This window comes from Streptomyces herbicida (assembly GCF_032656585.1).
Taxonomy (GTDB): domain Bacteria; phylum Actinomycetota; class Actinomycetes; order Streptomycetales; family Streptomycetaceae; genus Streptomyces; species Streptomyces herbicida.
Genome location: NZ_JAUYWJ010000023.1, coordinates 129257 through 155094, shown reverse-complemented (window position 1 = coordinate 155094; position 25838 = coordinate 129257). Strand labels below are relative to the sequence as shown.

The window sequence follows — 25838 nt, the reverse complement described above, 5'->3', positions numbered from 1 at the left end:
CGAGGGGCCGTGCGCGACGGGTTCGCGGGGCGCTCAGCCGCGCTGGATCCCCGAGGTGTCCTGCAGGACGCCGCGGCGGCCGTCCTGGGTCTGCGCGACCAGCTGGGCGCCGCGCTGCTCGACGGCCAGGTACCAGGTGCCCGGCGCCAGTTCGGCGATCGGCGCCGGCGAGCCGTCCTCCGCGAACAGCGGCCGCGCGACCGGCACGGCGAACCAGAACGGCGAGAAGTCCCCGGCGGGCTGCTGCTGGGCCGGAGCCGGGGGCTGCTGCCCGAAGGGCTGCCCCTGCTGCGGCTGCCCACCGTACGGCGCCTGCGGCTGCGGCTGCGGGGCCTGGGCACCGGGGTAGCCGTAACCGGCCTGCGGCTGGGCACCGTAGGGCTGCGGGGCCTGCGGCTTGGGCGCCGGGACCAGGGCGGCCTGGAGGGCGGGGACGAGCGGGGTGGCGACGGCGGCGCCGGCCATGACCAGGGTCGCGATCAGGGCGAGGATGAGACCGGTGCCGGCACTCGGACCGTCGGAGGAGCTGCCGAAGTTGTTCCCGCCGCCCGCCGGGTCGATCACGTTGCCGAGCGCGCTCCACGCGGCGAAGACGGTGAAGGCGACGCCGAACTGGCCGAGCTCCAGGCCGACGACCTTCCGGGGCTCCGGCATGGCCCGGGCGACGACCACCAGCGCCGCGCCGATGATTCCGGCCAGAACGACGCTGAGCAGGACCGGTCCGCTCGCCCAGAGGCTCGGGAGGTCGAGGCCGGACGGTGCCCCGTTGTACGAGTAGTTGTCGAGGAACGACGCGATGAACAGCAACACCGCTGCTCCGATCACCACGCCGTCGCCTCGAGTGAGGGAGCGGATATTCACTTCAGGTCCTTCGTAGGTCGTCTCGTCGTCGGTAGAGGCGTCGCTGTCACTCTGTCGCCGTCAGGTCCCGGTGTGAAGCGCGGGGGAGGCCCCTGATCGTACTGATGACACTATCGTCCGTCCGATCGGGGTGTCCGCAGGGATCTGCCCGCTGACTCCTACCCGCGCAGGAAACTCACGATTCCCTCAGAGATCCCTTGCGCCGCCTTCTGCCGCCACGCACCGCTGGTCAGCAGTGCCGCGTCCTTGCTATCGCGCATGTTCCCGCACTCGATGAACACCTTGGGAACCGTTGACAGATTGAGACCGCCCAGGTCCTGACGTGTGACGAGACCGGTACCGTCGCCGACATAGTTGGAGGGGGCACTGCCCGTTACGCGCACGAACTTGCCCGCGACCCGCTCGCCGAGGTCGCGCGAGGAGGCGACGATCGGACGGGTGTCCGCCGCACCCGCGTGCACGGACGCCGGCAGGATGACGTGGAAGCCCCGGTTGCCCTCGGCGGATCCATCGGCGTGGATGGAAATGGCCGCGTCCGCATGCGCGTTGTTGCCGAACTGGGCCCGCTTGTCCACGCACGGCCCCCAGGCCGGCTGGTCCCCGTCGTGGGTCAGCTTCACCGTCGCGCCCTGCTTCTCCAGGATCGCGCGCAGCCGGTGGGAGACGTCCAGTGAGAACTGCGCCTCGGTGTAGCCCGAGTTGGTGGACGTCCCGGTGGTGTCGCACTCCTTCCAGTTCGTCCCGATGTTCACCTGGCGGTTGATCTCGGTCGTGTGCCGGAAGTTGCCGGGGTTGTGCCCCGGGTCGATGACGATCACCTTGCCCTTGAGGGGGCCGGAGCCGACCGGTGCGGCAGGTTTCGAGGCCGCGCGCGTCGGGCTGGGCTTCTTGGCGTCGTCGCTGGGGGAGGCCGAGGACGACCGCGTCGAGGGCGTGGGGGAGGCGGAGGCGGGGGCGCCGCCCGCGCTGTCCGAGCCGCCCGAGTCACCCTGGTCGCCCACCGCCTCGTACACGAGCCAGCCGAGCAGCGCACCGGGCACCAGCGCGGCGAGCGCGACGGTCAGAGGCGCTCGCCGGGGGCGGCGCTGCTGGGGCGGATCGAAGTCCGGGCCTACGTACGACACGACAGCCACCCTAGCGGCCACCTCGGGCGGTCACACGGTACGGCGGTCCCAATGGGTGGTGTGCCGCCGGGCGGTGTCACAACCGGCGTACCGGACCGCGCCGGGGTCGGGCCCCCGTCCCGGACCGCGCCGTGCTCAGCCACCCGTCCCGGACTCCGCCGAGGTCAGAACGCGGTCCCCGTTCGCCGCAGTACGCGCAGTGAACCGGTTGCCGACACCTCCGTGAACGCGCCCGACTCCAGGGCCCGCAGATACACGCGGTACGGGGCCTGGCCGGTGAACTCGTCCTCCGGGTGGGGGAACACGTCGTGGATGACGAGGAGGCCGCCCTCGGCGACATGGGGAGCCCAGCCCTCGTAGTCGGCGCTCGCGTGCTCGTCGGTGTGGCCGCCGTCGATGAAGACCAGGCCGAGCGCCGAGTTCCAGAACGCGGCGATCTGCGGCGAGCGGCCGACCAGGGCGACCACGTGGTCCTCCAGGCCCGCCCGGTGCAGCGTCCGGCGGAACGTGGGCAGCGTGTCCATCAGACCGATCTCGGGGTCGACCGTCTCCGGGTCGTGGTACTCCCAGCCCGGCTGCTGCTCCTCACTGCCCCGGTGGTGGTCGACGGTGAGCGCGGTGACCCCGGCCTGCCGGGCCGCGTCCGCGAACAGGATCGTCGAGCGCCCGCAGTACGTCCCCACCTCCAGCAGCGGCAGTCCCAGTCCGCCCGCCTCCACGGCGGCCGCGTACAGGGCGAGCCCCTCGTCCACGGGCATGAACCCCTTCGCCGCCTCGAACGCGGCCAGGATCTCGGGCTTGGGTGCCGCGGGCATGGAGGTCCTTTCGGTGGCATGAGCCGGTGGTGCGAGTGGTGGTACGAGCGTATGGGCGCCCATGCTGCCGCACCCCCTGTCGGACGGGCGACAGGGGGTGCGGGTGGTGTGTGTCTCAGGACTTCAGGCTTTCAGGCCTTCGGGGCTCAGGTCCCTCAGGCCGGCACTGTCTCGCCCGGCAGGGACAGGTCCACGTCCACCGCCCGCTCGTCGCCCGCGTGGGTCGCCGAGGACGCGTGCGGGCCGTGGCCCGCGGCCTTCGCGGCCAGGACGTAGGCGCCCTCGGCCGGGACGGCGAGGGTGTAGCTGCCGTCCTCACCGGAGAGCGTGGCGCCCGCCTGGCGGCCGCGGCGGTCGATCAGGGTGACCTTGGCGCGGGCGACCGGGGCGCCCCCGGCGTCCAGGACGCGCCCGCGGAAGCCCCGCAGCACCTCCTCGGCGTGCGCGATGCCCGCGTCCTCCTCGCTGCTCGCGCGCAGCTGGGTGTGCTGTTCGGGGCGGCTCTGCTTCGGCAGGAACAGGGCCAGCAGCAGACCGACCGCCACCGCGGCCGTCGCGATCAGGAAGGAGACACGGAACCCGTGCATGGTCGGGATCTCCACGCCGCCCACAGTGTTCGCCGTGTTGGCCAGCACCATGCCGATGACGGCGCTGGAGACGGACGTACCGATGGACCGCATCAGCGTGTTGAGACCGTTGGCCGCGCCCGTCTCCGAGGCCGGGACCGCGCCGACGATCAGCGCGGGGAGGGAGGAGTAGGCGAGGCCTATGCCCGCGCCGAGGATCACCGCGATGACCAGGCTCTGCCAGGCGGCGCTCATCAGGCCGAGGCCGGCGCCGTAGCCGACCGCGATGATCAGCATGCCGAGGATCAGGGTGACCTTGGGGCCGTACTTGGCGGACAGCCGTGCGTAGACGGGCGCCGTGAACATCATCGTCAGACCGAGCGGCGCCACGAGCAGACCCGCGACGACCATCGACTGACCGAGGCCGTAGCCGGTGGCCGTGGGCAGCTGGAGCAGCTGGGGCAGGACGAGCGAGACGACGTAGAAGCTGACGCCGACCATGATCGAGGCGAGGTTGGTGAGCAGCACCTCGCGGCGCGCGGTCGTGCGCAGGTCGACCAGCGGGGCCTTGGTGCGCAGCTCGAGGACGCCCCACAGGACCAGGACGACCACGGACGCGGCGAACAGGCCGAGCGTGGTGCCGGAGGACCAGCCCCAGTCGCTGCCCTTGGTGATCGGCAGGAGCAGCAGGACCAGGCCGGTGGACAGGCCCAGCGCTCCCAGCGCGTCGAAGGAGCCCTCGGCGCGCATCGGGGACTCCGGCACGACGAGCAGGGTGAGGACGATGGAGAGCACGCCGAGTCCGGCGGCGCCGTAGAACAGGGCGTGCCAGTCGGCGTGCTGCGCGATCAGGGCCGCGAGCGGCAGCGCGAGACCGCCGCCGACGCCGATCGAGGAGCTCATCAGGGCCATCGCCGAACCGAGCCGCTCGCGTGGCAGCATGTCGCGCATCAGGCCGATGCCGAGCGGGATCGCGCCCATCGCGAAGCCCTGGAGAGTACGGCCTGCGATCATCGTGAGCAGCTCGCTGGTGAGCGCGCTGATCAGTGCGCCGGCCACCATCACGGCGAGGCTGAGGACGAGCATGCGCCGCTTGCCGTACAGGTCGCCGAGGCGGCCCATGATCGGGGTGGCGACGGCGCCGGACAGCAGCGTCGAGGTCAGCACCCAGGTGGCGTTGCTCGGCGCGGTGCCCAGCAGCTGCGGCAGATCCTTGATGACCGGGACGAGCAGGGTTTGCATCACCGCGACCACGATGCCCGCGAAGGCGAGCACCGGGACCAGGGCCCCGCTCGCTCTGCGGGTGGGCTGGTCGGTCGTCGTGTGCGTCATTGAGTGAGGCCTCCCGTGCGATGAGTGCCGGGTAAACCTCGTATGCACGGGCAACTATTCCGTTGCTTCGGGCTGCTAATGAATTCTTGACCTTCCCATGGGTTTCTGATCTCCCGTCAGGGTCTGGTGTCTTTATGAAACACGTTCTAGTCTTGCGCGCCATGAAGGCCTATGTCGCCGGTGTCGGAATGACCGGGTTCGAGAAGCCCGAGACGCGTGAATGGCAGTACTGGGACATGGTCGGGGAAGCGGGAGGCGCGGCGCTCACGGACGCCGGGATCTCGTACACCGACGTGGAACAGGTTCCAGTCGGCTACTGTTTCCAGCCCTCGACCGCCGGCCAGCGCGCCGCCTATGAACTCGGCCTGACCGGTGTCCCCGTCTACAACGTCAACAACAACTGCGCGACCGGCTCCACCGCCCTGATGCTGGCCCGGCAGCTCGTCGAGGGCGGGACCGCCGACTGCGTCCTCGCCCTGGGCTTCGAGAAGATGAAGAAGGGTGCGCTGGGCGGAGGCGCGGACGGAGGGGACTTCTCCACCTCTCCCGTCGCCCGGCACTACGGCATCATGGCCGCCCGGCACGGGTTCGAGATGACCCCTCCCACCGCGCAGATCTTCGGCGACGCGGCCCGCGAGCACATGGAGCGGTACGGCACGACCGAGGCGCAACTGGCCGCCGTGGCAGCCAAGAACCACCGGCACTCCGCACACAACCCGTACGCCCAGTTCCGGGACGTGTACGAGGTGGACGACATCCTTGCCGCGCGCACGGTCCACCAGCCGCTGACGAAGCTCCAGTGTTCGCCGACCTCGGACGGCGCCGCGGCGGCCGTGGTGGTGTCGGAGCGGTTCGCCGAGCGGCGCGGGCTCACTGGCCTCGTCGAGATCGTCGCGCAGTCGATGACGACCGACACGGAGGAGTCCTTCGCGTCGGGCTCCTGCATCGACGTCGTCGGCCGGCCCATGTCCCGGGAGGCGGCACGCCAGGTGTACGACCGTTCCGGCCTCGGCATCGAGGACGTGGACGTCGTCGAGCTCCACGACTGCTTCTCCGTCAACGAACTGCTGACGTACGAGGCGCTCGGCATGTGCGAACCCGGTGAGTCGGGGCCGCTCGTCGAGTCGGGCGCGACCACGTACGGCGGGCGGTGGGTGGTGAACCCCTCGGGCGGCCTGATCTCCAAGGGCCATCCGCTGGGCGCCACGGGCCTCGCGCAGATCGCCGAGCTGGTGTGGCAGCTGCGGGGCGAGGCGGGGCAGCGGCAGGTGGCGGGGGCCCGGGTGGGTCTGGCGCACAACATCGGGCTGGGCGGAGCGGCGGTCGTGACACTGGTCCGGGCGGTGTAGGCCGGCGGGTGGTCGTGTGGGCGGGCTCGGTGGTGCGGGCCGACGGGCGGATGGGCCGGCGGGCTCGGTGGTGCGGGCCGACGGGCGGATGGGCCGGCGGGCTCGGTGGTGCGGGCCGACGGGCGGATGGGCCGGCGGGCTCGGTGGGTGCAGGCCGTCGGGCGGATGGGTCGGCGGTGTAGGTCGCTGGACCGAGGTGCGGTGGGGCGAAATCCCGATGCAAGGACCGTAACCGGGTTGAGAGCATGACGCCCATGCTCGAAGCCGCCGACACCTCCCCCATACGCCCGCGCACCACACCCCCCACCTGGCTGGTGGTGGCGCTCGCCTGCGCCGGACAGTTCCTGGTCGTGCTGGACGTGTCCGTCGTCAACGTGGCGCTGCCCTCGATGCGTACCGACCTCGGCCTGAGCCCGTCCGGGCTGCAGTGGGTGGTGAACGCGTACGCGATCGCCTTCGCCGGGTTCATGCTGCTGGGCGGCCGGGCCGGAGACCTGTACGGCCGCAAGCGGATGTTCCTGATCGGGCTCGGGCTGTTCACCCTGGCCTCGCTGGGCGGCGGGGTGGCCCAGGAGGGCCGGCAACTGCTGCTCGCGCGGGCCGTGCAGGGGCTCGGGGCAGCGGTGCTGGCGCCCTCGACGCTGACCCTGCTGACGGCGGCGGTGCCGGAGGGGGCGGCGCGGGCGCGAGCCATCGCCACCTGGACCGCCGTGGGCGCGGGCGGTGGCGCCGCGGGCGGGCTGGTCGGCGGGGTGCTGGTGGACGTGCTGTCGTGGCGGTGGGTGCTGCTCATCAACGTGCCGGTGGGCGCCGTGGTGCTGGCCGGCTCCCTGGTGTGGCTGGTGGAGAGCCGGGCGGGGGACCGGCGGCGGCTGGATCTGCCGGGCGCGCTCCTGGTGACGGGCGGGCTCGCGACACTGGCTTACGGGATCGTGCAGACCGAGGCCGAGGGGTGGGCGGCCACGGCCACGCTGGCGCCGCTGACCGCCGGGCTCGCGCTCATCGGGCTGTTCCTCGTCGTGGAGGCGCGCACGGCGGCCCCGCTGATGCCGCTCGGGCTGTTGCGGCTGCGCTCGGTGGCGTCGGCCAACGTGGCCATGTTCGTGTGCGGTTCGGCGATGTTCTGCATGTGGTACTTCATGACCCTGTACGCGCAGAACGTGCTCGGCTACTCGCCGCTGGACGCCGGACTGGCGCTGGTGCCCAGCTCCCTGGCCGTGATCGTGGGCTCGAAGGCGGCCCCGCGCCTGATGCCCGTGGCCGGGGCGCGCGGCCTGGCGGCCCTCGGCACGCTGGTGGCGGCCGCCGGGTTCGGGTGGCAGTCGACGATGAGCGCGCACGGCGGCTATCTGACGGCGATCATGTTCCCGGGCATCCTGATGATGCTGGGCGCGGGGCTGGCCGCGACCCCGCTGGCCTCGCTGGCCACGTCGGGCGCGGCGCCGGGGGACGCCGGTGTGGTGTCCGGGCTGGTCAACACCTCTCGCACGATGGGCGGTTCGCTGGGGCTCGCGGTGATGTCGACGATCGCGGCGGCCCGGACCGGAAGCGGCGGCGGGGCCGAGGCGCTCACGGACGGCTATGCGCTGGCCTTCCGCACGGGTACGGCGGTGCTGCTCGGCGGGGCGGTGCTGATGCTGGTGTGGCTGCCGCGAAGGATCCGGGCGGCCTCCGCGACGTCGGCGGCTTCCGCGCCCTCTGCGACTTCTGCGAATTGAGGCGAGGGGGAGGCAACGATGCGGGTGGTCCGTGGACTCCTTTGTACATCTAGGAGGTGCCCATGGGGGATCGGAAGAAAGCTCGGGACGAGGAGTTCCAGAGCTTCGTCGTCGGCCGCTGGCCGCGGCTGATGCGTACGGCATTTCTCCTCACGGGGGAGCAGCACGCCGCTGAGGACCTGGTCCAGTCGACGCTCGAACAGGTCTATGTCGCCTGGCGCAAGGTCGGCTCGGCGGACGACCCGGAGGCCTATGTACGGCGCGTGATGATCAACGCGCACGCGCGCAGGCACCGCAGAAGGCTGAAGGAGTTCCTGGCGCCGAAGGACGACTCGGGCCTGGCGCACGAGGTGGCCGACACCGGCGACCGCATCTCCCAGGCCGACGACCGCAGCGCCTTGCTGAAGGCGCTCGGCCAACTGCCCCCGCGGCAGCGGGAGGCGGTGGTCCTGCGGTACTGGGAGGACCTGACGGAGACACAGGCGGCCGAGGCGATGGGCTGCTCGGTCGGCACGGTCAAGAGCAACGCGGCCAAGGGGATCGCGAAACTCCGGGCCATACCGGGGCTGGCCGAGATGGTGACCCACGGGGGGCAGAACCGATGAGCGCGGACCGGGAGAGGAACAACGACATGACGCAGACGGACATCGCCCTCCTCCTCGCGGACGCCGCGGACGAGGTCGAGATCGGTATAGCCCCGGTACAGGCAGTGCTGCGCGGCGGACGACGCCGCAGGGCGCGTCGCTGGGCGGTCGCGGCGACGACGGCACTGGTGCTGGCGGGCTCCACGGGGGCGACACTGGCGCTGACCGGGATGCCGGGCGGGCATGGGGACAGGGGGGCGCCGGTGGCCACGCGGCCGGCTTCGCCGGAGGCGCGGCACGTGTACCAGCCGCAGCGGACCGAGCTGTCGAGGGGGACCGACCACGGCAAGGAGTGGATGGTGTCCATCGACGTCTGGGGAGCCCCGCGCGACAAGGCGGAGGCGGCCGGGCAGTTGGAGGCGATGAAGGAGTACGGCCTCGGGCTGGGCGCCCGCCCGAACCTCTCCGGGCTCGTCGGCAAGACGTCGTACTACGTGAACCTGTACTACGGCAATGACCACCCCAGGACAATGATCTTCGACTCGGTCGACAAGTGGGACCACATGGCGGGCACGGACCTCGTCTCGGGTGCGGTTCCCCTGGCGGAGGAGGACGTCGTCGGCCCCAGCCGCCTCGTGGTCGGCAGGATCGCCAAGTCCGCCCGGCAGGTGACCTGCACCTGGATGAACGGCACGACCACCGTCGCCCGTCCGTCCTCCGCCTACACCGCCGCCGGCAACGAATCGGTGATCCGGTCGGCCGCCGGGACTCCGGTGAACTGGTTCGTGTGCGTGGGACCGGACGGGACGGGCTACAAGGACGTGCGGGTGACGAAGTAGGGCCACCGGGAGGTCACAGCCACCCCTGCTGCCGGGCCTCCCGTACCGCCTCCGCCCGGTTGCGGGTGCCCGTCTTGCCGATGGCGGAGGACAGGTAGTTGCGGACCGTCGACTCGGACAGATGCAGCTTGCCGGCGATGTCGGCGACCGTCGCACCGTCCACCGACGCCTTCAGCACATCGCACTCGCGGGCGGTGAGCGGACTCGGCCCGGCACTGAGCGCGGCCGCGGCCAGCGCCGGATCGACCACCGTCTCCCCGGTGAGCACGCGCCGGATCGCCTCGGCCAGTTCCTCCACCGGCCCGTCCTTCACCAGGAAACCGGCGGCCCCGGCCTCCATGGCCCGGCGCAGATAGCCGGGCCGGCCGAAGGTGGTCAGGATCAGGACCCGGCAGGCGGGGGCCTGCTCGCGCAGCTTCTCCGCCGCGTCCAGCCCGCTCATGCCCGGCAGTTCGATGTCCAGCAGGGCCACGTCCGGCCGGTGCAGCAGCGCGGCGTCCACGATCGCGTCGCCGGTCGCGACCTGGGCGACCACCTCGATGTCGTCCTCCATGCCGAGCAGGAGGGCCAGGGCGCCGCGCATCATGCCCTGGTCCTCGGCGAGCAGGACCCGGATGTTGTTCACGACCCAAGCGTAGCCAAGCGTGGCCCATTAAAGACTCGTCATTGTTCGGGCCCACGGGGGTTGACGCCCTCTTGTTGACGCGCAAACAATCGCCTCTGCATTTCCGTTAATTGTTCGGTATTCCGACACAGAAAAGGTTCGGTATTTCGATCGAACAGCGTCCGGTATATCGACCGCGCCGGATCGACCGTGCCCGCAGCGCCCCACGAGGAACCGAAGAGGTGCACCGTGTTCTCAAGACTCCCGCGCTCACGTCCCCGGCGGCCGAGAAGGGCCGTCCTGTCCGTCCTCGCGGCGTTCGCCACCGTCGCCGCGCTGCTGCTCGGCGTCGGGGCCCCGCAGGCGTCCGCCGCGAGCTCGCTGCCCTGTGACATCTACGCCGCCGCGGGCACCCCCTGCGTCGCCGCGCACAGCCTCGTCCGGGCGCTCTACTCGTCCTACGGCGGCTCGCTCTACCAGGTGCAGCGCGCCTCGGACGGCGCCACCGCCGGCATCGGGCTGCAGGCGACGGGCGGGTACGCCGACAGTGCCGCACAGGACTCCTTCTGCTCCGGTACGACCTGCATCATCACCAAGATCTACGACCAGTCGTCGCGCCACAACGACCTCACGATCGAGGGTGCGGGCGGGGCAGGCGCGGCCGATGTCGGGGCGCCCGCGGACGGGCTGCCGGTGACCGTCGGCGGCCACCAGGTCTACGGCCTGGAGATCTCGGCCGGCATGGGCTACCGGGACAACTCCACCTCCGGCGTGGCCGTGAACGGGCAGGCCGAGGGGATGTACATGGTGACCTCCGGCACGCATGTCAACGGCGCCTGCTGCTTCGACTACGGCAACGCCGAGACGAACAACAAGGACACCGGCAACGGCCACATGGACGCCATCAACTTCGGCACCGAGTGCTGGTTCTCGCCCTGCTACGGCCAGGGGCCGTGGGTGCAGGCCGACCTGGAGAACGGTCTGTTCCAGTCGGACGCCGGGTACAGCAGGAACTCGTCCAACACCGGAACCGGGCCGCTGCCGTTCGTCACCGCGCTGCTGAAGAACAACGGGCAGAACCATTTCGCGCTGAAATACGGCAATGCCCAATCCGGTGGACTCACCACCACATATTCCGGAGGAGAGCCGACCGCCGGCGGCTACTCGCCGATGCACCAGGAGGGCGCGATCGTGCTCGGCACCGGCGGTGACAACAGCAACGGCTCCATAGGGTCCTTCTTCGAGGGCGTCATGACCTCCGGCATCCCGACGGACGCCGCCGACGACGCCGTGCAGGCCAACATCGTCTCGGTCGGCTACGGCGGCCCGACCGGCAGCACCGGCTCCCTCACGGCCGGCTCGGAGATCTCGCTGCGCGCGACGACCTCCTGCTGCACCACCGACTACGTCCGCCACCAGAACGACACGGCCGTCATCTCCGCGGTGACGTCGAGCAGTTCGGCCCTCGACAAGAACGACGCCACCTGGATCGTCCGCAAGGGCCTCGCCGACAGCTCCTGCGTCTCCTTCGAGTCCCGCAACTACCCCGGTGACTTCCTGCGCCACTACAACTACCGGCTCTACCGGCAACCCATGGACGGGAGCGCCCAGTTCAGGGCGGATGCCACGTTCTGCCCGCAGACCGGGAGGAGCGGCACGGGCACCTCGTTCGCGTCGTACACCTACCCGACCAGATATCTGCGCCACTACGACTACAACGTCTACACAGCGAGCAACGGCGGCTCGAACACCTGGGACAGCGCCACCTCGTGGAGCGACGACGTGAGCTGGGTGGTCAGCTCGCCCTGGGCGCCGTAGCCGCCCCGGCCGCCGACAGCTCCGCCGATTCCGTGGGGAGTTCGGCGGTGACCGTGAAGCCGCCGCGCGGCGACGGGCCGGCCCGCAGGGAGCCGCCCGCCGTCGCGAGGCGCTCGGTCAGCCCCTTGAGACCGGTGCCGCCGATGCCCTCCCGGGGTTCGGCGGCGGCGCGGGTGCCGTTGTCCGTGACCGTCAGCCGTGCCCGCTCCGCGGTGCTCTCGACGGTGATCTCGCAGCGGCGGGCGTCGCTGTGCCGGACGACGTTGGTGACCGCCTCGCGCACCACCCAGCCCAGCAGGGCCTCCGTCTGCGGGGTCAACGGGGTGCCGGACTGCCTGACCACCGGCTCCACACTGGCCGCGGACAGGGCCGAGCGGGCGCGGGTCAGCTCCGTGGCGAGGCTGCCCTCCCGGTAGCCGGTCACCGCCTCGCGGATCTCGGTCAGCGCCTGCCTGCCGACCGATTCGATGTCGTTGATCTGCGACAGCGCCGCGTCCATGTCGCGCGGGGCGAGGCGCCGGGCCGCCTCCGACTTCACCACGATCACCGACAGGGTGTGGCCGAGCAGGTCGTGCAGATCGCGGGAGAAGCGCATGCGCTCCTTCTCCACAGCGCGGCGGGCCAGTTCCTCACGGGCGGCGCGCAGCTCCCGTACGGCTTCGCTCAGGCCCAGGATCGCGGCGGTCACCATGCTCGACAGGAAGGTGCCGTAGGCGATGTTCACCGCGTCCCACCCGTCGCGGAAGCCGGAGACGGTACCGGCGAACGCGGCCAGCAGGATGCCCGTCCGGCCCAGCCACGGCCCGCGCAGGGTGGCGCCCGTCGCGAGGCCCAGCAGGGGGAAGAACAGCAGCCAGCTGCCGCCGTACCCGAGGGCCAGGCCTGTGGTCAGCAGGCCCATCAGCACAAGCGCCACCCGGGTGGACGTCGCTTCGCGCTTGTCCCGGTCGAAGGCGCGGAACGTCACGTAGATGTACAGCGAGTTGAAGGCGAGCAGACCCAGGCCGCCGATCCACGGGTCGGGGGTCTTGCCCTGGAAGAGATTGGAGAAGGAGCCCAGTCCCATGAGCAGCCACGGCAGCAGGGCGAAACCGGTGGGCGGTGGGCCCGGGTGCTCAGGCGTCTCCCCGTTCTTCCGGGCGGCCTTCTGCGCGGCCCGGAAGCGCTCCATGTCCGCCTTCCAGGCCGTCCGTGCGGCCTGCCAGGCGGCCACCTGGCACCGAATCCCGTGCCACCACGACTTGTCCTTGTTCACCCGAGATCCCCCGATCAGCTGGTCCCCGCACTACGGCGGTACGACAGCACAGCGTACGAACAGAACACCAACAGCCAGGACGTCAGTACGAGGATGGCCCCGAGTGCCCGGTGCGGTGCCGGGCGCGCGATGCCGGGGTCGATGCCGTCGACGGCGCGGTGCGGGCCGTAGGTCTTGACGGCTCCCGTGAAGGACAAGGCGGCCGATGCCTGTGTCATGTCTAGAAGCTATGAATCACGGCCCCCTGTCCGGCAGATGCGCATGTACGGACTCGGGCAGTACAAATGTCACGGCCGACCTGAACTGACACAGCGTCAGGAGCCTTCACAAGTAAGGGACGCTGGGCTATACAAGGGGCGCCGGACTGGAACGCGTTCTAGATCGGCCCGTGACGACCTCGGTGCGGCCGACGGTGCGGACGGTCGCACCGAGGTCTTGAAGCCGCCGTCCGAAGCAAGCCGCCGTCCGCAAGCCGTGAGTGTCAGGAGCCGTATGCCCATCGACGCAGCGAAGGCCCTCGCCGCCGAGCCCCGTTCCGGTGAGATCACCTGGGACCGCAAGGACGTCCTGCTCTACCACCTGGGCCTGGGCGCCGGAGTCCCCGCCACCGACCCCGACGAACTGCGCTACACCCTGGAGTCCCGGCTGCACGTCCTGCCGAGCTTCGCCACCGTCGCGGGCAACGGGTCGCCCGGGGTGATCAGCGGCCTGTCCATGCCCGGCGTCGACGTCGACCTCGCCCGCGTGCTGCACGGCGGGCAGTCGCTGACCCTGCACCGCCCCATCCCCGTCGAGGGCACCGCGACCGCCACCGGCCGCATCGCCGCCGTCTACGACAAGGGCAAGGCGGCCGTCCTCGTGATGCGCACCGAGGTCGCCGACGCCGACGGTCCGCTGTGGACCAACGACGCGCAGATCTTCGTACGCGGGGAGGGCGGCTGGGGTGGCGACCGCGGCCCCTCCACCCGTCTCGAACCGTCCGCAGGCGAGCCCGACCGGACCGTCGAGAAGACCGTCCGCGAGGAGCAGGCCCTGCTCTACCGCCTCTGCGGCGACTGGAACCCGCTGCACGCCGACCCCGAGTTCGCCAAGGTCGCCGGGTTCGACCGGCCCATCCTGCACGGGCTGTGCACCTACGGCATGACGCTCAAGGCGGTCGTCGACACACTGCTGGGCGGCGATGTGACCCGGGTCCGCTCCTACACCACGCGCTTCGCGGGGGTGGTGTATCCGGGCGAGACCCTGCGCATCCGCATGTGGCGGCAGGAAGGCGCCGTGCGGGTCGCCGTCAGCGCGGTCGAGAGGGGCGACGCGCCCGTCCTCGCCGACACCGTCGTCGAACACTCCTGAGCCACCCGAGCCACCGAAGCCTTCGAGGGGAGCCGCACCATGCGCGCAGCCGTACTGCACGAGATCGGCCAGGACAAGCTGGAGGTCCTCGACGACGTCGAGGCGGTGGGCTTCGGCCCCGGCAGGGTGCGGGTGCGGGTGCGTGCCACGGGGCTGTGCCACTCGGACCTGTCCGCGATGAACGGGGTGCTTCCGCAGCCGGCGCCCTTCGTCCCCGGGCACGAGGGCGCGGGCGAGATCCTCGAGGTCGGCGAGAACGTCACCCATCTCAAGCCCGGTGACCGGGTCGTCATCTGCTGGCTGCCGGCCTGCCGCGCCTGCCCCGCCTGCAAGCGCGGCCAGACCGAGCTGTGCCTGGCCGGCTTCATGAACGCGGGCACCCCCAACTTCAAGCGCCCCGGCGGGGACGTCTTCGGCTTCGCGGGCACCGGCACCTTCGCCGAGGAGGTCGTCGTCGACGCGGGCTGCGCCGTGCCGATCCCGGACGACGTGCCCTTCGACATCGCCGCCCTCATCGGCTGCGGAGTGACGACGGGACTCGGCGCCGCCCTCAACACTGCCGATGTCGAGGCCGGTTCGTCGGTCGCCGTCATCGGCTGCGGGGGTGTGGGCATCTCGGCGATCCAGGGGGCACGGCTCGAGGGCGCCGCCGAGATCGTCGCCGTCGACCCGGTCGCCTCCCGCCGCGAGTCGGCGCTCAGGTTCGGCGCCACGAAGGCCGTGTCACCGGACGAACTGGCCGACGCCAAGCAGCAGGTCACCGGTGGCGAGGGCTTCGACTACGTCTTCGAGGTCGTCGGCAAGTCCGCCACCGCGCGCACGGCGTACGAGAACACCCGGCGCGGCGGCACCCTGGTCGTGGTCGGCGCGGGCGCCATGGACGACTTCCTCCAGCTCAACATGTTCGAGCTGTTCTTCGACGAGAAGCGGATCCTGCCCTCGATGTACGGCGGCGGCGACGTCCTGCGCTCCTACGAGCGCACCATCGCCCTGTGGCGGGCCGGCCGCGTCGACCTCGAGGGCCTGATCACCCACCGGGTGCCGCTGGCCGAGATCAACGAGGCGCTGGACCAGATGCGTACCGGGACGGCCCTGCGTACGTGCATAGAGATCTGAGGACTCCACAGATGTCACTGCCACTTGAGGGGCTGTCCGCCGTCGTCACGGGCGCCGGGCGCGGCCTCGGCCGGGCCGAGGCCCTCGAACTCGCCCGGCTCGGCGCGGCCGTCGTCGTCAACGACTACGGGCAGCCCGGCCGGGACGGCTCCGGTGAGGCATCGGCCGCACCCGCCGAGCAGGTCGCCGAGGAGATACGCGGGCACGGCGGCCGGGCGGTTGCGCACACCGGGGACGTCGCCGACTTCCCGCAGGCGCGCGAACTCGTCGGGCTGGCCGTCTCCGAGTTCGGGAAGCTGGACATCCTGGTCAACAACGCGGGCATCCTGCGCGACCGCATGGTCTTCTCCATGTCCGAGGACGAGTGGGACTCGGTGATCCGGGTCCACCTCAAGGGACACTTCAACACCACGCACTTCGCGGGCGCACACTGGCGGGAGCGGTCCAAGGCGGCCGGGGGAGCGGTCTACGGGCGGATCGTGAACACCTCGTCGGAGGCGTTCCTCGCGGGTTCGGCGGGCCAGCCCAACTACGCGGCCGCGAAGGGCGGGATCGTCGGGCTGACCACCTCCACCGCGCTCGCCCTCGCCAAGTACGGGGTGACGGCCAACGCGATCTGCCCGCGCGCCCGGACCCGGATGACCGAGGACGTCTTCGCCGGGTTCAGGGCGCCCGGCGAGGGCCTCGACCCGCTCGCCCCCGAGCATGTCGCCCCGCTCGTCGGCTATTTGGCCTCGCCCGCCGCCGAACGGGTCAACGGACAACTGCTCGTCGTGCACGGCGGCATGGTCGCCGTCGTCGAACGGCCCCGGGTCCAGGCGCAGTTCGACAGCAAGCAGGACACCTTCACCTTCGACGAACTCGACGCGCTGCTCACCCCGCACTACGCGGACCGGCCGCCGGGGGAGACGTTCGCGGCGGCGGAGGTGCTCGGACTCAAACGCCGGTGACACACGAAAGGGGGCCCATCAGCCTGGCTGATGGGCCCCCACATGCGAACCGTCAGGCCGCCGACTCGGCCGGCTCCGGCTTGCGGTGCCGGCCGTGCGGTGCCGTTTCGCTGTCCTGCGCCGAGACCGGGCCGCGGTGCTTACCGTGACCGATGGTCTCCTGAAGGTCGGCGGACAGCTGGTCGGTCGTACTCGCGTCACTCATCGGAAGAATTCACCCCGTCAACATCATCTTTCGTACAGCCGGGCGAGTGTAACCGGCACACCACGGGGCGAATCCAGGCGGCCACGCCAACTGCCACTACTTCGTTACAAGGCGTCCCAGCGGCGCTTGTTGAAGCGGCACCGGGCGTGGCACAACAGGCACCGGAGGGTCCGGTTCCGCCGACTCCCGGGGCGCGTCCCGCCCCACGACAGCCGCGCCGCTGCGGACCGGATCCTCCGGGCCCGCGCCCCCCGGTCCCCCCGTGTTTCCCCTGTCCCCCGTACCCCCCGTTCTCGCGGGCGCCGCCGACTCCGCCACACCGCACGGGGTCTCCTCCGTGGCGTACGGCAGTCGCAGCACCCCGCCCTCGGTCCACAGCCCGGCCCCGGCCAGCCATCCCGCGGGCGCCGGGAGGTGGTGCACCCGCCGCTCCGCGGGCCGCCACACCCCGACCCAGCTGCCGAGCGGCCCCTCGATGCGCAGCGCCACCGCGCAGTGCTCCGGCGCCAGCACCTGCCCCGGCTGGATCGCGAACGGTGTCACCACGCACTCGGCCATCCGCAGGCACTCCGGGAAGCGCACCGGCAGCGTGCTGCCCAGGACGCCCCAGCCCAACCGTTCCTGCCCGGGGGAGGGAGCGTCCGAGCCGATCAGGATCAGCCCGCTGTCCGGATCGGCGAGCAGCAGCCGGTCGTCGCTGCCGGCCGCGATCTGCAGCAGCGGTGACACCTCGCCGCCCCGCTCCAGGTCCACCACGACCGCCTTGGTGATCCCGCCGATCTCCCGGTCCAGGGCGAGCATCCGTCCCGCGCGGTCCAGCCAGACCCCGCCCGAGCAGTGCCCCGGGATCTCGGCGACGTGCTCGGGTCCGAAGGAGCCGCCCGCCACCAGCCACACCGCCGTGGAGCGGGGGCCGACCTCGAGGGCGTACGCCCGCATGCCGCTCGGCGCCGGCGGCAGCAGCCGCAGTCCCGTGCCGGGGTCCGGGCACTCCACCGTGCCCAGCGGCAGCTCACCGGTGCCGGGGCCGGTCGGGTACAGCAGCGAGAAGGCGTGCCGCCGCTCCACCAGCCGGTGGATCAGGACCCGCCCGTCGCCCATCGGCTGCACCTCGGTGCCGGGCTCCTCGGGCTGGTTGCCGGGCAGCGGCACGGCGTACGGCTCGGGGCCGTCCAGCGTCCAGCGCTCCGGGAACCAGGAGCCGCCGTCCAGCGCGAGGCGGGCGGCGTAGGCCCCGTCCGCCGTGATGCTGCAGCCCGCCGCCGGCACGTCGTCGCACTCGCCGGCGGCCGTGGTTTCGATCGCACAGGCCGTCATCGTTCGGTCACCTCCGGCGACGAAGCTAGTTTTCGTACGCACAGACGTGGAACCGGCAGGCAAGCGCTTCACACATAAGGGTGGCCGGGCAGCGGTTCGCCTGAGGAAACGGGGGCGGATGTGCTGCACGGGGCCCATCGGACACGGACCGGTACATCCCCGCAGAACAGGCAGGTAGCCTTTTCCCCGTGCCCCGTCTGTCTGAAGTCATCGCCGCGCTGGAGAACCTGTGGCCCGCCGAGCGGGCCGAGTCCTGGGACGCGGTCGGCACCGTCGTGGGCGACCCCGACCAGGAGGTCTCCCGGGTCCTGTTCGCCGTGGACCCCGTGCAGGACATCGTCGACGAAGCGGTGAAGCTGGGTGCCGACCTGCTGGTCACCCACCACCCGCTCTATCTGCGCGGTACGACGACGGTCGCGGCCTCCACCTTCAAGGGCCGGGTCGTGCACACGCTGATCAAGAACGACATCGCGCTGCACGTCGCCCACACCAACGCCGACACCGCCGACCCCGGCGTCAGCGACGCGCTGGCCGGCGCCCTGGACCTCAGGGTCGTACGGCCCCTCGTGCCGGACCCCACCGACCCGGAGGGCCGCCGCGGCCTCGGCCGGGTCTGCGAACTGGACCATCCCGTCACGGTCCGCGAGTTCGCCGCCCGCACCGCCGAGCGGCTGCCCGCCACCGCGCAGGGCATCCGGGTGGCCGGCGACCCCGAGACGGTCATCCGCACCGTCGCGGTCAGCGGCGGCTCCGGCGACAGCCTCTTCGACCAGGTCCGGGCGGCCGGCGTCGACGCCTTCCTCACCGCCGACCTGCGCCACCACCCGGCCTCGGAGTTCACGGCGGCCGTCTCCCCCGGTCCGCTCGCGCTGCTCGACGCGGCGCACTGGGCCACCGAATGGCCCTGGTGCGAGCTGGCCGCAGCCCAGCTCGACGAGATTTCCGACCGCCACGGCTGGGACCTGCGGGTCCACGTCTCCAAGACGGTCACCGACCCCTGGACCGCCCACGCGGCGTCCGCCCGCCCGTCGCCCACCACCACCCTTCCCACGAGCGCTTCGCGCGCCCCTTCGTCTTCTAGCTCAACGGGAGCCCCCAACTGAACGCCGCGCCCGCCGACCAGATCCGACTCCTCGACGTCCAGGCACTCGACGTCCGCCTGCAGCAGCTGGCGCACAAGCGGAAGTCGCTGCCCGAGCACGCCGAGATCGAGTCGCTGACCAAGGACCTCACCCAGCTGCGCGACCTGCTCGTGGCCGCGCAGACCGAGGAGAGCGACACCGCCCGCGAGCAGACCAAGGCCGAGCAGGACGTGGACCAGGTGCGCCAGCGCGCCGCCCGCGACCAGCAGCGCCTCGACTCCGGCGCGATCACCTCCCCCAAGGACCTGGAGAACCTCCAGCGGGAGATCGTCTCCCTCGCCAAGCGGCAGGGCGACCTGGAGGACGTCGTCCTGGAGGTCATGGAACGCCGCGAGTCCGCTCAGGAGCGCGTCGGCGAACTGACCGAGCGGGTGGCCTCCGTCCAGGCGAAGATCGACGACGCGACCGGCCGCCGGGACGCCGCCTTCGAGGAGATCGACGGCGAGGCTGCCTCGGTGACCAAGGAGCGCGAGGTCATCGCGGGCGCCGTCCCCGCGGACCTGCTCAAGCTCTACGACAAGCTGCGCGAGCAGCAGGGCGGCATCGGCGCGGCCAAGCTGTACCAGCGGACCTGCCAGGGCTGCCGCCAGGAGCTCGCGATCACCGAGCTCGCCGAGGTCCGCAAGGCCGCGCCCGACACGGTCGTCCGCTGCGAGAACTGCCGTCGCATCCTGGTGCGCACGGCCGAGTCGGGGCTGTAAGGGGCGGACGGCGTGCGGGAGTTCATCGTCGAGGCCGACGGCGGTTCGCGGGGCAACCCGGGGCCGGCCGGGTACGGGGCCGTGGTGATCGACGCGGCGACGGGCGAGACTCTCGCCGAGGCGGCCGAGCACATCGGGGTCGCCACCAACAACGTCGCGGAGTATCGGGGGCTGTTGGCCGGCCTGCGCGCCGCGCGGGAACTGGACCCGTCGGCCCAGGTCCACGTCCGCATGGACTCCAAGCTCGTCGTCGAGCAGATGTCGGGCCGCTGGAAGATCAAGCACCCGGATCTGAAGCCCCTCGCGATGGAGGCGAGCCGCGTCCTTCCGCCGGACCGGGTGACGTACGAGTGGATCCCGCGCGAGCGCAACAAGCACGCGGACCGACTGGCCAACGAGGCGATGGACGCCGGGAGCCGGGGCGAACAGTGGACCGCGTCGGCCTCGACCGCAGCCCTGAAGAGACCTGCCGAACCGGAGCCTTCCGGCCCGCCCGGCGACGCGACGGCGGGCGCGGCCCGCGCCCGGGCGGCGCTGGCCGCGGGCCGGGGCGCATCGGCCGACCAGGGGGAGCCGCCGCACGAGGGCGTGAAGGCCGACGCCGACCTGCACGCCGCCCGCGCGGTGGCCTCCGGCACGGCCTCGCCGTCCGGCTCCCCGGCCGCGACCGCCGCCCCCGCCGCCCCCGCCACCTCCAGCCCCGGCTGGAGCTCCGCCCCCGATCTCGGTGCGCCCGCCACCTTTGTGCTGTTGCGGCACGGTGAGACCCCGCTGACTCCGCAGAAGCGTTTCTCGGGAAGCGGCGGTACCGATCCGTCCCTCTCCGACGTCGGCCGTGAGCAGGCCGAGCGGGTCGGCGCGGCGCTGGCGAGGCGGGGCACGATCCAGGCGATCGTCGCGTCTCCGCTGGCCCGGACCCGCGAGACCGCCGGCATCGTCGCCGCCCGCCTCGGGCTCGACGTCGCGATCGACGACGGGCTGCGGGAGACGGACTTCGGCGCCTGGGAGGGGCTCACCTTCGGCGAGGTGCGCGAGCGCCACCCCGACGACCTCAATGCCTGGCTGGCCGATCCGGAGGCCCGGCCCACCGGCGACGGCGAGAGCTTCGCGGCGACCGCCACCCGGATCGCCGCCACCCGCGACAAGCTGGTCGCGGCGTACGCGGGCCGCACGGTCCTGCTCGTCACGCACGTCACCCCGATCAAGACCTTCGTCCGCCTCGCCCTCGGCGCCCCGCCCGAGTCCCTGTTCCGCATGGAGCTGTCGGCGGCGTCACTGTCGGCGGTGGCGTACTACGCGGACGGCAACGCGAGCGTACGGCTGTTCAACGACACCTCTCATCTCCGCTGAGCCGCGCGGGCGGCGCGCTCGCGCAGGATCTCCGCCGTCCGCGCATCCGCCGGGAACGGCTCCAGATGCAGTTCGCATGGGGGTCCCCGCTGCTCGAACGAAGTTGAGCCTGGGGGAGTGACATCGACGCCGTGGCGAACGAGGTCAGCGTGGTCAGCAGCCGCAACTCGCCCTCCGCGCAGCGCAGTCGGAGCGGGACGGCGCACTCGAGGTAGTCGTCGTCGGGGGTGTACGGCGGTACGTACGCGTCGAGTTCCGCCGTCAGCTCGTCGAGCTCCGGGTCGGGCTGCGCAGCGCCCGCGCCCGCAGGTTCTCCACGACGTGCCGCCCCCACGCCCCCGCCGACAGCCCGCACCGGCCCTCGCTGAGATCACCACCGACGCCCTCGCGCCGACCGGGTCTTCGGCTTCGACGAGGTGCACGAGGCGTACCGCGACCACGCGAGCGGCGCGGCTTCGGCAAGGTCGTCATCCGGATCGCCCGAGCCCCGCGGCCTGCCGCGCCAGCGCCTCGACCCGCCCCCAGTCCCGGGCGCCGACGGCGTCCGCGGGGATCATCCAGGTCCCGCCCACACAGCCGACGTTGGGGAGGGACAGATACTCCGGGGCGTTGACCGGGCCGATGCCTCCGGTGGGGCAGAAACGGGCCTGCGGCAGCGGACCGGCCAGCGACCTCAGATAGGCCGTGCCGCCGGCCGCCTGCGCCGGGAAGAACTTCATCTCCCGCACCCCGCGCTCCAGCAGTGCCACCACCTCCGTCGTGGTCGACACCCCCGGCAGGAACGGCACCCCGGAGGCCCGCATGGCGTCCAGCAGCGCGTCCGTCCAGCCCGGGCTGACCAGGAACCGCGCCCCCGCGGCCATGCACTCGGTCACCTGGGCCGGTGCGATGACCGTGCCCGCACCCACCACCGCGTCCGGCACCTCGGCCGCGATCGCCCTGATGGCGTCGAGCGCGGCCGGGGTCCGCAGCGTCACCTCGATCGCGGGCAGCCCGCCCGAGACCAGCGCCCGCGCGAGCGGCACGGCGTCGGCGGCGTCCTCGACGACCACGACCGGGACGACGGGCGCGAGATCCAGCAGAGACGGTGAGGGCGGCATGGCGCTCATCCTGCCCACGGCCCACAGCATGCGCAAAGGTCGTTGCGCATGCTGCAACGCCCTGCCGGGGAGGGCGGCTCGGGTCAGTGAATCTCCGCCACCAGCACGTCCAGCGACCAGGCCTGCCCGGCCTTCGCGGGCGCCTCCGCCTCCACGACGTACCCGAGATCGCGCAACGCCTCGATCAGCCGGGCCGGGCTCTCGGGCGCGGAGCCCGACGACAGCAGGCTCCGCACGATCCGCCCCTTCGTCGCCTTGTTGAAGTGGCTGACGACCTTCCGGGTCGGGGCGTGCAGCACCCGCACGGTCGCGGTCCGCCCGGCGACCTCGCCCTTCGGCTTCCAGGCGGCCGTGTACGCGGAGGAGCGCAGGTCGAGGACGAGGCCGCTGCCGGCCACCTCGGGGAGCACCGGCGCCATGGCGGTGCGCCAGTGCGTGCCCAGGGCCCCGAGGCCCGGCAGCTTCACGCCCATCGAGCAGCGGTAGGAGGGGATGCGGTCCGTCACCCGTACGGCGCCCCAGAGGCCGGAGAAGACCAGCAGCGAGCGCGCGGCGCGCCGCTTGGCGGCCGTGTCGAGGGAGGCCAGGCCGAGGGCGTCGTACAGGACACCCGTGTAGATCTCCCCGGCCGGGCGGGCCCCGGCCGTCCGCAGCTCCGTGTTCTTCGCGATCTCGCCCCGCAGCCCCTCGCTCAGCCCGAGCACCTCGCGCGCCTTGTCCTGGTCACCGGCGCACAGCTCGCCGAGCTCGCCGAGCACGGCTGCACGGGCGCTGTTGAGCCCCGGCAGGGACAGCGACTCCAGCTTCAGGGGGGCGCCACGGCCCGAGGACGCCTTGCCTTCGGAGGGAGGCAGCAGGACGAGCACACGTACTCCTTCGATAGAGCTGTTCCGCGCCAGCGTACGGCGTGCCACCCGCCCGCCCCCGCCCTACGCTCGACTCATGCCCCGCCGCCACATCAGCGTGACCGGCACCCCCGAAGCCCCTCTCCGGGCCGCCTTCACCGCGCTCCGTGCCGCACTGGGAGTTCCCCGGAACTTCCCGGCCGAGGTGCTAGCCGAGGCCGAGCGGGCCGCGAAGGCCCCCGCCCCGTCGTCGTACGACGCCACCGACATCCCCTTCTTCACCATCGACCCGCCCGGCTCCACCGACCTCGACCAGGCGATCCATCTGTCCCGGTGGGACGGCGGCCACCGCGTCCGGTACGCCATCGCCGACGTCGCCGCCTTCGTCGTACCCGGCGGAGAGCTCGACGCGGAGACCCACCGGCGCGCCACCACCCTCTACTTCCCGGACGGCAAGGTCCCGCTGCACCCGAGCGTCCTCGGCGACGGCGCCGCGAGCCTGCTCCCGGACCGGGACCGCCCGGCCGTCCTGTGGACCGTCGACCTCGACGCGGACGGCCGTCAGCGGGCCGTCGACGTCCGCCGGGCCCTGGTCCGCAGCCGCGCCAGGTTCGACTACGAGGGCGTGCAGAAGCAGATCGACACCGGGACGGCCGAGGTGCCGGTCGCGCTGCTCAAGGAGATCGGCGAGGCCCGCGAGCGGCTGGAGGCCACGCGCGGCGGCATCTCGCTCCAGGTCCCCGAGCAGGAGATCGTCCGACGCGACCACAGCTACGCCCCGGCCTACCGGGCCCCCCTCCCCGCCGAGGCGTGGAACGCCCAGCTCTCGCTGCTCACCGGCATGGCGGCGGCCGAAGTGATGCTGGCCCACGGGACCGGCGTCCTGCGCACCCTCCCGGCCGCCCCGGACGATGGGGGTCCCCCCGCTCGAGCGAAGCCGAGAGTGGGGGATGTGGCCCGGCTGCGCCGTACCGCGCACGCCCTGCGCATCGACTGGCCGCACCACGTGTCCTACGCGGCGCTGATCCGCTCCCTGGACCCGCACCGCCCCGAGCACGCGGCCTTCCTCCAGGAGTGCACGACCCTGCTGCGCGGCGCGGGCTACACGGTTTTCCGGAACGGCGTCCTGCCCGCCATCACCACACATGCCGCCGTCGCCGCCCCCTACGCCCACTGCACGGCCCCGCTGCGCCGCCTCGCGGACCGCTACGCCACCGAGATCTGCCTCGCGGCCGCCGCCGGACAGACCTCGCCGGACTGGGTGCTCGCCGCGCTCGACGAGCTGCCCCGGTGGATGGCCGAGGGCTCCCGGCGCGCGGCCACCGTGGAGCGGGAGTGCGTCGACATCGTCGAGGCCGCGCTGCTGACGGACCGGGTCGGGGACGTCTTCGACGGGTGCGTGGTCGACGTGGACGAGCACCGGCCCACCGTGGGGACCGTCCAGTTGGCATCGCCCGCCGTCATCGGCCGGATCGAGGGCGCCCGCCTCCCGCTCGGGGAGCGGCTGCGGGTCAGGCTGGTGCGGGCGGATCCGGGAACGGCGAAGGTGCTGTTCGCGCCTGCCTGAGGGCCCGTACGAGACGGTCGGCCTCGTCGGCGTGCAGACGGACCACCGTCAGCTCGCGGCGACGGCCGAGGAGGGTGACATGGGTGAGGGGCCGGTCCAGCTCGACGGTGACGGAGGTCTGGGCGCCGACCGCGATGTTCAGTTCGCGGGTGTCGGTGCCCTCGTGGGTGGAGCGGGTCTCGCGCCGTACGGCCGTGATCCGCTCCAGCGGTATGCGCAGATCGACACGCACCCCGTGGCGGACCCGCAGCGCATCCGCCGTCAGGACGTGCGGACGGACCACGGACGCCGCGTGCAGGGCCACGACCAGCACCACGGTGTAGCCGTCCAGGACCAGCACCACCCGGTGCGCCGTCGGCCAGTCGCGCAGCAGCACGGACATGGTGAACGTCTCGAGCACGCACACGACGGCGAACCCGGCCGTCGTCGCACCCTGCCCCCGCGCGTACCCGAACCCCCGGCCCGCGTCCGTCCCGTGGCTGCGCCGGGCCACCCACAGCCACAGACTCGCGAGCAGCCGCACCTCGTGACGGGCGAGCGCGTACACGGTTCTCATGGCCGTCCACCGGCGAGGATCCGCAGGGCGCGCCGGATCGCCTCCGCCTGGGCGGGGGCCAGGTCGGCGTAGACGGCGCGGAGGACCGCAGCCTCGTGAGAGATCTGTTCCTCGGGCAGCAGATCCCGCGGGATGCAGGCGGCGAGGGAACGGGCCGCCTCCGCCACGCGTGGGTCGTCCGGGTCGGCGTCCGCCAGCCCGTCGAGCAGCGCGTATGCCTCCTGGGCCCGGGCCAGGGCGTCCGGGTCGTCCATGAGACCGCGCAGGGCGGACAGCATCCGTTCCTTCTCCCGCGCGGGTGCCCCGGTGTCGATCAGCGCGAGGATCTCGCGGTCCTTCGCGGCCATGGGGGAGTCGGACGCCGGCGCCATCCCGGCGAGCAGCGCGGCCAGTTCGGGGGAGACGGGATCGTGGGCGGTCGGCTCACCCGCGTCCAGCAGCGCCCGCAACCGGGCCCGGCGCTCCCGGATCTCCTTCTCCTGCCGGGCCAGGTCCTCGTCGAGTTCGGTCAGCACCTCGACGAGGTCCTTGCCGGCGTCCTCCGCGAGCACGTCCCGCACCTCGGCCAGGCCGAGCCCCAGCTCGGTCAGCCGCCGGATCCGGGCGAGTACGACGGCGTGCCGCAGGGTGTAGCTGCGGTAGCCGTTGGCCTGGCGCTCGGGCTCGGGCAGCAGGCTCAGGTGGTGGTAGTGCCGCACGGTGCGCGTGGTGACGCCCACGGCGGCGGCGAGTTCTCCGATCCGCATGGGATCAGTACAGACGTTGACGTCGCGG

At 72.2% G+C, this 25838-nt stretch carries 25 protein-coding genes; 12 read left to right on the top strand and 13 right to left on the bottom strand.

All coding sequences use genetic code 11. From position 1 onward, the window contains the following. Positions 1-33: 33 nt before the first annotated feature. From Q8A52_RS37880 to Q8A52_RS37865, 4 genes are all read right to left on the bottom strand, one after another. A complete protein-coding gene (locus Q8A52_RS37880) occupies positions 34-861 on the bottom strand; it encodes a DUF5336 domain-containing protein (RefSeq protein WP_316760129.1) in 828 nt (275 codons plus the stop codon). A 158-nt stretch (positions 862-1019) separates the two neighbouring features. Next, the gene (locus Q8A52_RS37875) at positions 1020-1985 is read right to left on the bottom strand and encodes an N-acetylmuramoyl-L-alanine amidase (protein ID WP_316760126.1); all 966 of its coding nucleotides are present in this window, start codon (positions 1983-1985) and stop codon (positions 1020-1022) included. Between the two features lie 164 nt (positions 1986-2149). Next, positions 2150-2800 (bottom strand): class I SAM-dependent methyltransferase, encoded by a 651-nt coding sequence (locus Q8A52_RS37870; protein ID WP_316760123.1) that lies wholly within the window; start codon positions 2798-2800, stop codon positions 2150-2152. A 155-nt stretch (positions 2801-2955) separates the two neighbouring features. Next, on the bottom strand, positions 2956-4698 hold the full coding sequence (locus Q8A52_RS37865) for an MFS transporter (RefSeq protein WP_316760121.1): 1743 nt from the start codon (positions 4696-4698) through the stop codon (positions 2956-2958). Between the two features lie 161 nt (positions 4699-4859). Here Q8A52_RS37865 and Q8A52_RS37860 point away from each other — a divergent pair, with 161 nt between their 5' ends. From Q8A52_RS37860 to Q8A52_RS37845, 4 genes are all read left to right on the top strand, one after another. Further along, a complete protein-coding gene (locus tag Q8A52_RS37860; RefSeq protein ID WP_316760225.1) occupies positions 4860-6047 on the top strand; it encodes a lipid-transfer protein in 1188 nt (395 codons plus the stop codon). A 245-nt stretch (positions 6048-6292) separates the two neighbouring features. Beyond that, on the top strand, positions 6293-7765 hold the full coding sequence (locus Q8A52_RS37855; RefSeq protein WP_408649324.1) for an MFS transporter: 1473 nt from the start codon (positions 6293-6295) through the stop codon (positions 7763-7765). 62 nt (positions 7766-7827) lie between these two features. After that, entirely contained in the window at positions 7828-8370 is a 543-nt protein-coding gene (locus Q8A52_RS37850) for a SigE family RNA polymerase sigma factor (RefSeq protein WP_316760117.1), read from the top strand. Positions 8371-8396: 26 nt separating this feature from the next. Next, the gene (locus Q8A52_RS37845; protein ID WP_316760115.1) at positions 8397-9188 is read left to right on the top strand and encodes a hypothetical protein; all 792 of its coding nucleotides are present in this window, start codon (positions 8397-8399) and stop codon (positions 9186-9188) included. 13 nt (positions 9189-9201) lie between these two features. On the opposite strand, the gene Q8A52_RS37840 is transcribed toward Q8A52_RS37845, so the two are convergent. Further along, positions 9202-9813, bottom strand: coding sequence for a response regulator transcription factor (locus Q8A52_RS37840; RefSeq protein ID WP_316760112.1), 612 nt, complete (start codon positions 9811-9813; stop codon positions 9202-9204). A 228-nt stretch (positions 9814-10041) separates the two neighbouring features. Here Q8A52_RS37840 and Q8A52_RS37835 point away from each other — a divergent pair, with 228 nt between their 5' ends. Then, positions 10042-11610 (top strand): alpha-L-arabinofuranosidase B, encoded by a 1569-nt coding sequence (locus Q8A52_RS37835; RefSeq protein WP_316760110.1) that lies wholly within the window; start codon positions 10042-10044, stop codon positions 11608-11610. On the opposite strand, the gene Q8A52_RS37830 is transcribed toward Q8A52_RS37835, so the two are convergent. After that, entirely contained in the window at positions 11588-12823 is a 1236-nt protein-coding gene (locus Q8A52_RS37830; protein ID WP_408649326.1) for an ATP-binding protein, read from the bottom strand. The genes Q8A52_RS37835 and Q8A52_RS37830 overlap by 23 nt on opposite strands. 56 nt (positions 12824-12879) lie before the next feature. Next, positions 12880-13083, bottom strand: a complete 204-nt coding sequence (locus Q8A52_RS37825; RefSeq protein WP_316760107.1) for a hypothetical protein — start codon at positions 13081-13083, stop codon at positions 12880-12882. Between the two features lie 274 nt (positions 13084-13357). Here Q8A52_RS37825 and Q8A52_RS37820 point away from each other — a divergent pair, with 274 nt between their 5' ends. From Q8A52_RS37820 to Q8A52_RS37810, 3 genes are read left to right on the top strand one after another with little or no spacing between them, the layout of a single operon-like run. After that, a complete protein-coding gene (locus tag Q8A52_RS37820; protein WP_316760106.1) occupies positions 13358-14215 on the top strand; it encodes a MaoC/PaaZ C-terminal domain-containing protein in 858 nt (285 codons plus the stop codon). A gap of 39 nt (positions 14216-14254) precedes the next feature. Continuing rightward, on the top strand, positions 14255-15331 hold the full coding sequence (locus Q8A52_RS37815; protein ID WP_316760104.1) for a Zn-dependent alcohol dehydrogenase: 1077 nt from the start codon (positions 14255-14257) through the stop codon (positions 15329-15331). Positions 15332-15342: 11 nt separating this feature from the next. After that, the gene (locus Q8A52_RS37810; protein ID WP_316760102.1) at positions 15343-16281 is read left to right on the top strand and encodes a 3-oxoacyl-ACP reductase; all 939 of its coding nucleotides are present in this window, start codon (positions 15343-15345) and stop codon (positions 16279-16281) included. 52 nt (positions 16282-16333) lie between these two features. Here the strand turns inward: Q8A52_RS37810 and Q8A52_RS37805 are convergent, their stop codons facing one another. After that, entirely contained in the window at positions 16334-16486 is a 153-nt protein-coding gene (locus Q8A52_RS37805) for a hypothetical protein (RefSeq protein WP_316760100.1), read from the bottom strand. A gap of 96 nt (positions 16487-16582) precedes the next feature. Next, on the bottom strand, positions 16583-17803 hold the full coding sequence (locus Q8A52_RS37800) for a hypothetical protein (RefSeq protein WP_316760098.1): 1221 nt from the start codon (positions 17801-17803) through the stop codon (positions 16583-16585). Positions 17804-17991: 188 nt separating this feature from the next. On the opposite strand from Q8A52_RS37800, the gene Q8A52_RS37795 reads away from it, so the two are divergent. The 3 genes from Q8A52_RS37795 to Q8A52_RS37785 are packed head-to-tail and all read left to right on the top strand — an operon-like array spanning position 17992 to position 20996. Beyond that, positions 17992-18906, top strand: coding sequence for a Nif3-like dinuclear metal center hexameric protein (locus Q8A52_RS37795; protein ID WP_316760096.1), 915 nt, complete (start codon positions 17992-17994; stop codon positions 18904-18906). Then, the gene (locus Q8A52_RS37790) at positions 18903-19646 is read left to right on the top strand and encodes a zinc ribbon domain-containing protein (RefSeq protein WP_316760221.1); all 744 of its coding nucleotides are present in this window, start codon (positions 18903-18905) and stop codon (positions 19644-19646) included. Before Q8A52_RS37795 ends, Q8A52_RS37790 begins: the two co-directional genes overlap by 4 nt. Before the next feature lie 12 nt (positions 19647-19658). After that, complete coding sequence (locus Q8A52_RS37785) at positions 19659-20996, top strand: bifunctional RNase H/acid phosphatase (protein WP_316760092.1); 1338 nt, start codon at positions 19659-19661, stop codon at positions 20994-20996. Between the two features lie 467 nt (positions 20997-21463). On the opposite strand, the gene eda is transcribed toward Q8A52_RS37785, so the two are convergent. Then, positions 21464-22105: a bifunctional 4-hydroxy-2-oxoglutarate aldolase/2-dehydro-3-deoxy-phosphogluconate aldolase gene (gene eda / locus Q8A52_RS37780; RefSeq protein ID WP_316760219.1), complete on the bottom strand. Its 642-nt coding sequence runs from the start codon at positions 22103-22105 to the stop codon at positions 21464-21466. 74 nt (positions 22106-22179) lie between these two features. Continuing rightward, positions 22180-22962, bottom strand: a complete 783-nt coding sequence (yaaA, locus tag Q8A52_RS37775; protein WP_316760089.1) for a peroxide stress protein YaaA — start codon at positions 22960-22962, stop codon at positions 22180-22182. A 76-nt stretch (positions 22963-23038) separates the two neighbouring features. On the opposite strand from yaaA, the gene Q8A52_RS37770 reads away from it, so the two are divergent. Further along, entirely contained in the window at positions 23039-24508 is a 1470-nt protein-coding gene (locus Q8A52_RS37770) for an RNB domain-containing ribonuclease (RefSeq protein WP_316760087.1), read from the top strand. Here the strand turns inward: Q8A52_RS37770 and Q8A52_RS37765 are convergent. Further along, on the bottom strand, positions 24453-25064 hold the full coding sequence (locus tag Q8A52_RS37765) for a hypothetical protein (RefSeq protein ID WP_316760084.1): 612 nt from the start codon (positions 25062-25064) through the stop codon (positions 24453-24455). The genes Q8A52_RS37770 and Q8A52_RS37765 overlap by 56 nt on opposite strands. After that, the gene (locus Q8A52_RS37760; protein ID WP_316760081.1) at positions 25061-25810 is read right to left on the bottom strand and encodes a MerR family transcriptional regulator; all 750 of its coding nucleotides are present in this window, start codon (positions 25808-25810) and stop codon (positions 25061-25063) included. The genes Q8A52_RS37765 and Q8A52_RS37760 overlap by 4 nt, the downstream gene beginning before the upstream one ends. Positions 25811-25838: the final 28 nt, after the last annotated feature.

Excerpts from the sequence above, each read along its gene's own strand:
- Q8A52_RS37870 (WP_316760123.1), bottom strand. The coding sequence starts at position 2,800 with ATGCCCGCGGCACCCAAGCCCGAGATCCTGGCCGCGTTCGAGGCGGCG.
- Q8A52_RS37865 (WP_316760121.1), bottom strand. The coding sequence starts at position 4,698 with ATGACGCACACGACGACCGACCAGCCCACCCGCAGAGCGAGCGGGGCC.
- Q8A52_RS37860 (WP_316760225.1), top strand. The coding sequence starts at position 4,860 with ATGAAGGCCTATGTCGCCGGTGTCGGAATGACCGGGTTCGAGAAGCCC.
- Q8A52_RS37855 (WP_408649324.1), top strand. The coding sequence starts at position 6,293 with ATGACGCCCATGCTCGAAGCCGCCGACACCTCCCCCATACGCCCGCGC.
- Q8A52_RS37850 (WP_316760117.1), top strand. The coding sequence starts at position 7,828 with ATGGGGGATCGGAAGAAAGCTCGGGACGAGGAGTTCCAGAGCTTCGTC.
- Q8A52_RS37845 (WP_316760115.1), top strand. The coding sequence starts at position 8,397 with ATGACGCAGACGGACATCGCCCTCCTCCTCGCGGACGCCGCGGACGAG.
- Q8A52_RS37825 (WP_316760107.1), bottom strand. The coding sequence starts at position 13,083 with ATGACACAGGCATCGGCCGCCTTGTCCTTCACGGGAGCCGTCAAGACC.
- Q8A52_RS37820 (WP_316760106.1), top strand. The coding sequence starts at position 13,358 with ATGCCCATCGACGCAGCGAAGGCCCTCGCCGCCGAGCCCCGTTCCGGT.
- Q8A52_RS37815 (WP_316760104.1), top strand. The coding sequence starts at position 14,255 with ATGCGCGCAGCCGTACTGCACGAGATCGGCCAGGACAAGCTGGAGGTC.
- Q8A52_RS37810 (WP_316760102.1), top strand. The coding sequence starts at position 15,343 with ATGTCACTGCCACTTGAGGGGCTGTCCGCCGTCGTCACGGGCGCCGGG.
- Q8A52_RS37805 (WP_316760100.1), bottom strand. The coding sequence starts at position 16,486 with ATGAGTGACGCGAGTACGACCGACCAGCTGTCCGCCGACCTTCAGGAG.
- Q8A52_RS37800 (WP_316760098.1), bottom strand. The coding sequence starts at position 17,803 with ATGACGGCCTGTGCGATCGAAACCACGGCCGCCGGCGAGTGCGACGAC.
- eda (WP_316760219.1), bottom strand. The coding sequence starts at position 22,105 with ATGAGCGCCATGCCGCCCTCACCGTCTCTGCTGGATCTCGCGCCCGTC.
- Q8A52_RS37770 (WP_316760087.1), top strand. The coding sequence starts at position 23,039 with ATGCCCCGCCGCCACATCAGCGTGACCGGCACCCCCGAAGCCCCTCTC.
- Q8A52_RS37765 (WP_316760084.1), bottom strand. The coding sequence starts at position 25,064 with ATGAGAACCGTGTACGCGCTCGCCCGTCACGAGGTGCGGCTGCTCGCG.
- Q8A52_RS37760 (WP_316760081.1), bottom strand. The coding sequence starts at position 25,810 with ATGCGGATCGGAGAACTCGCCGCCGCCGTGGGCGTCACCACGCGCACC.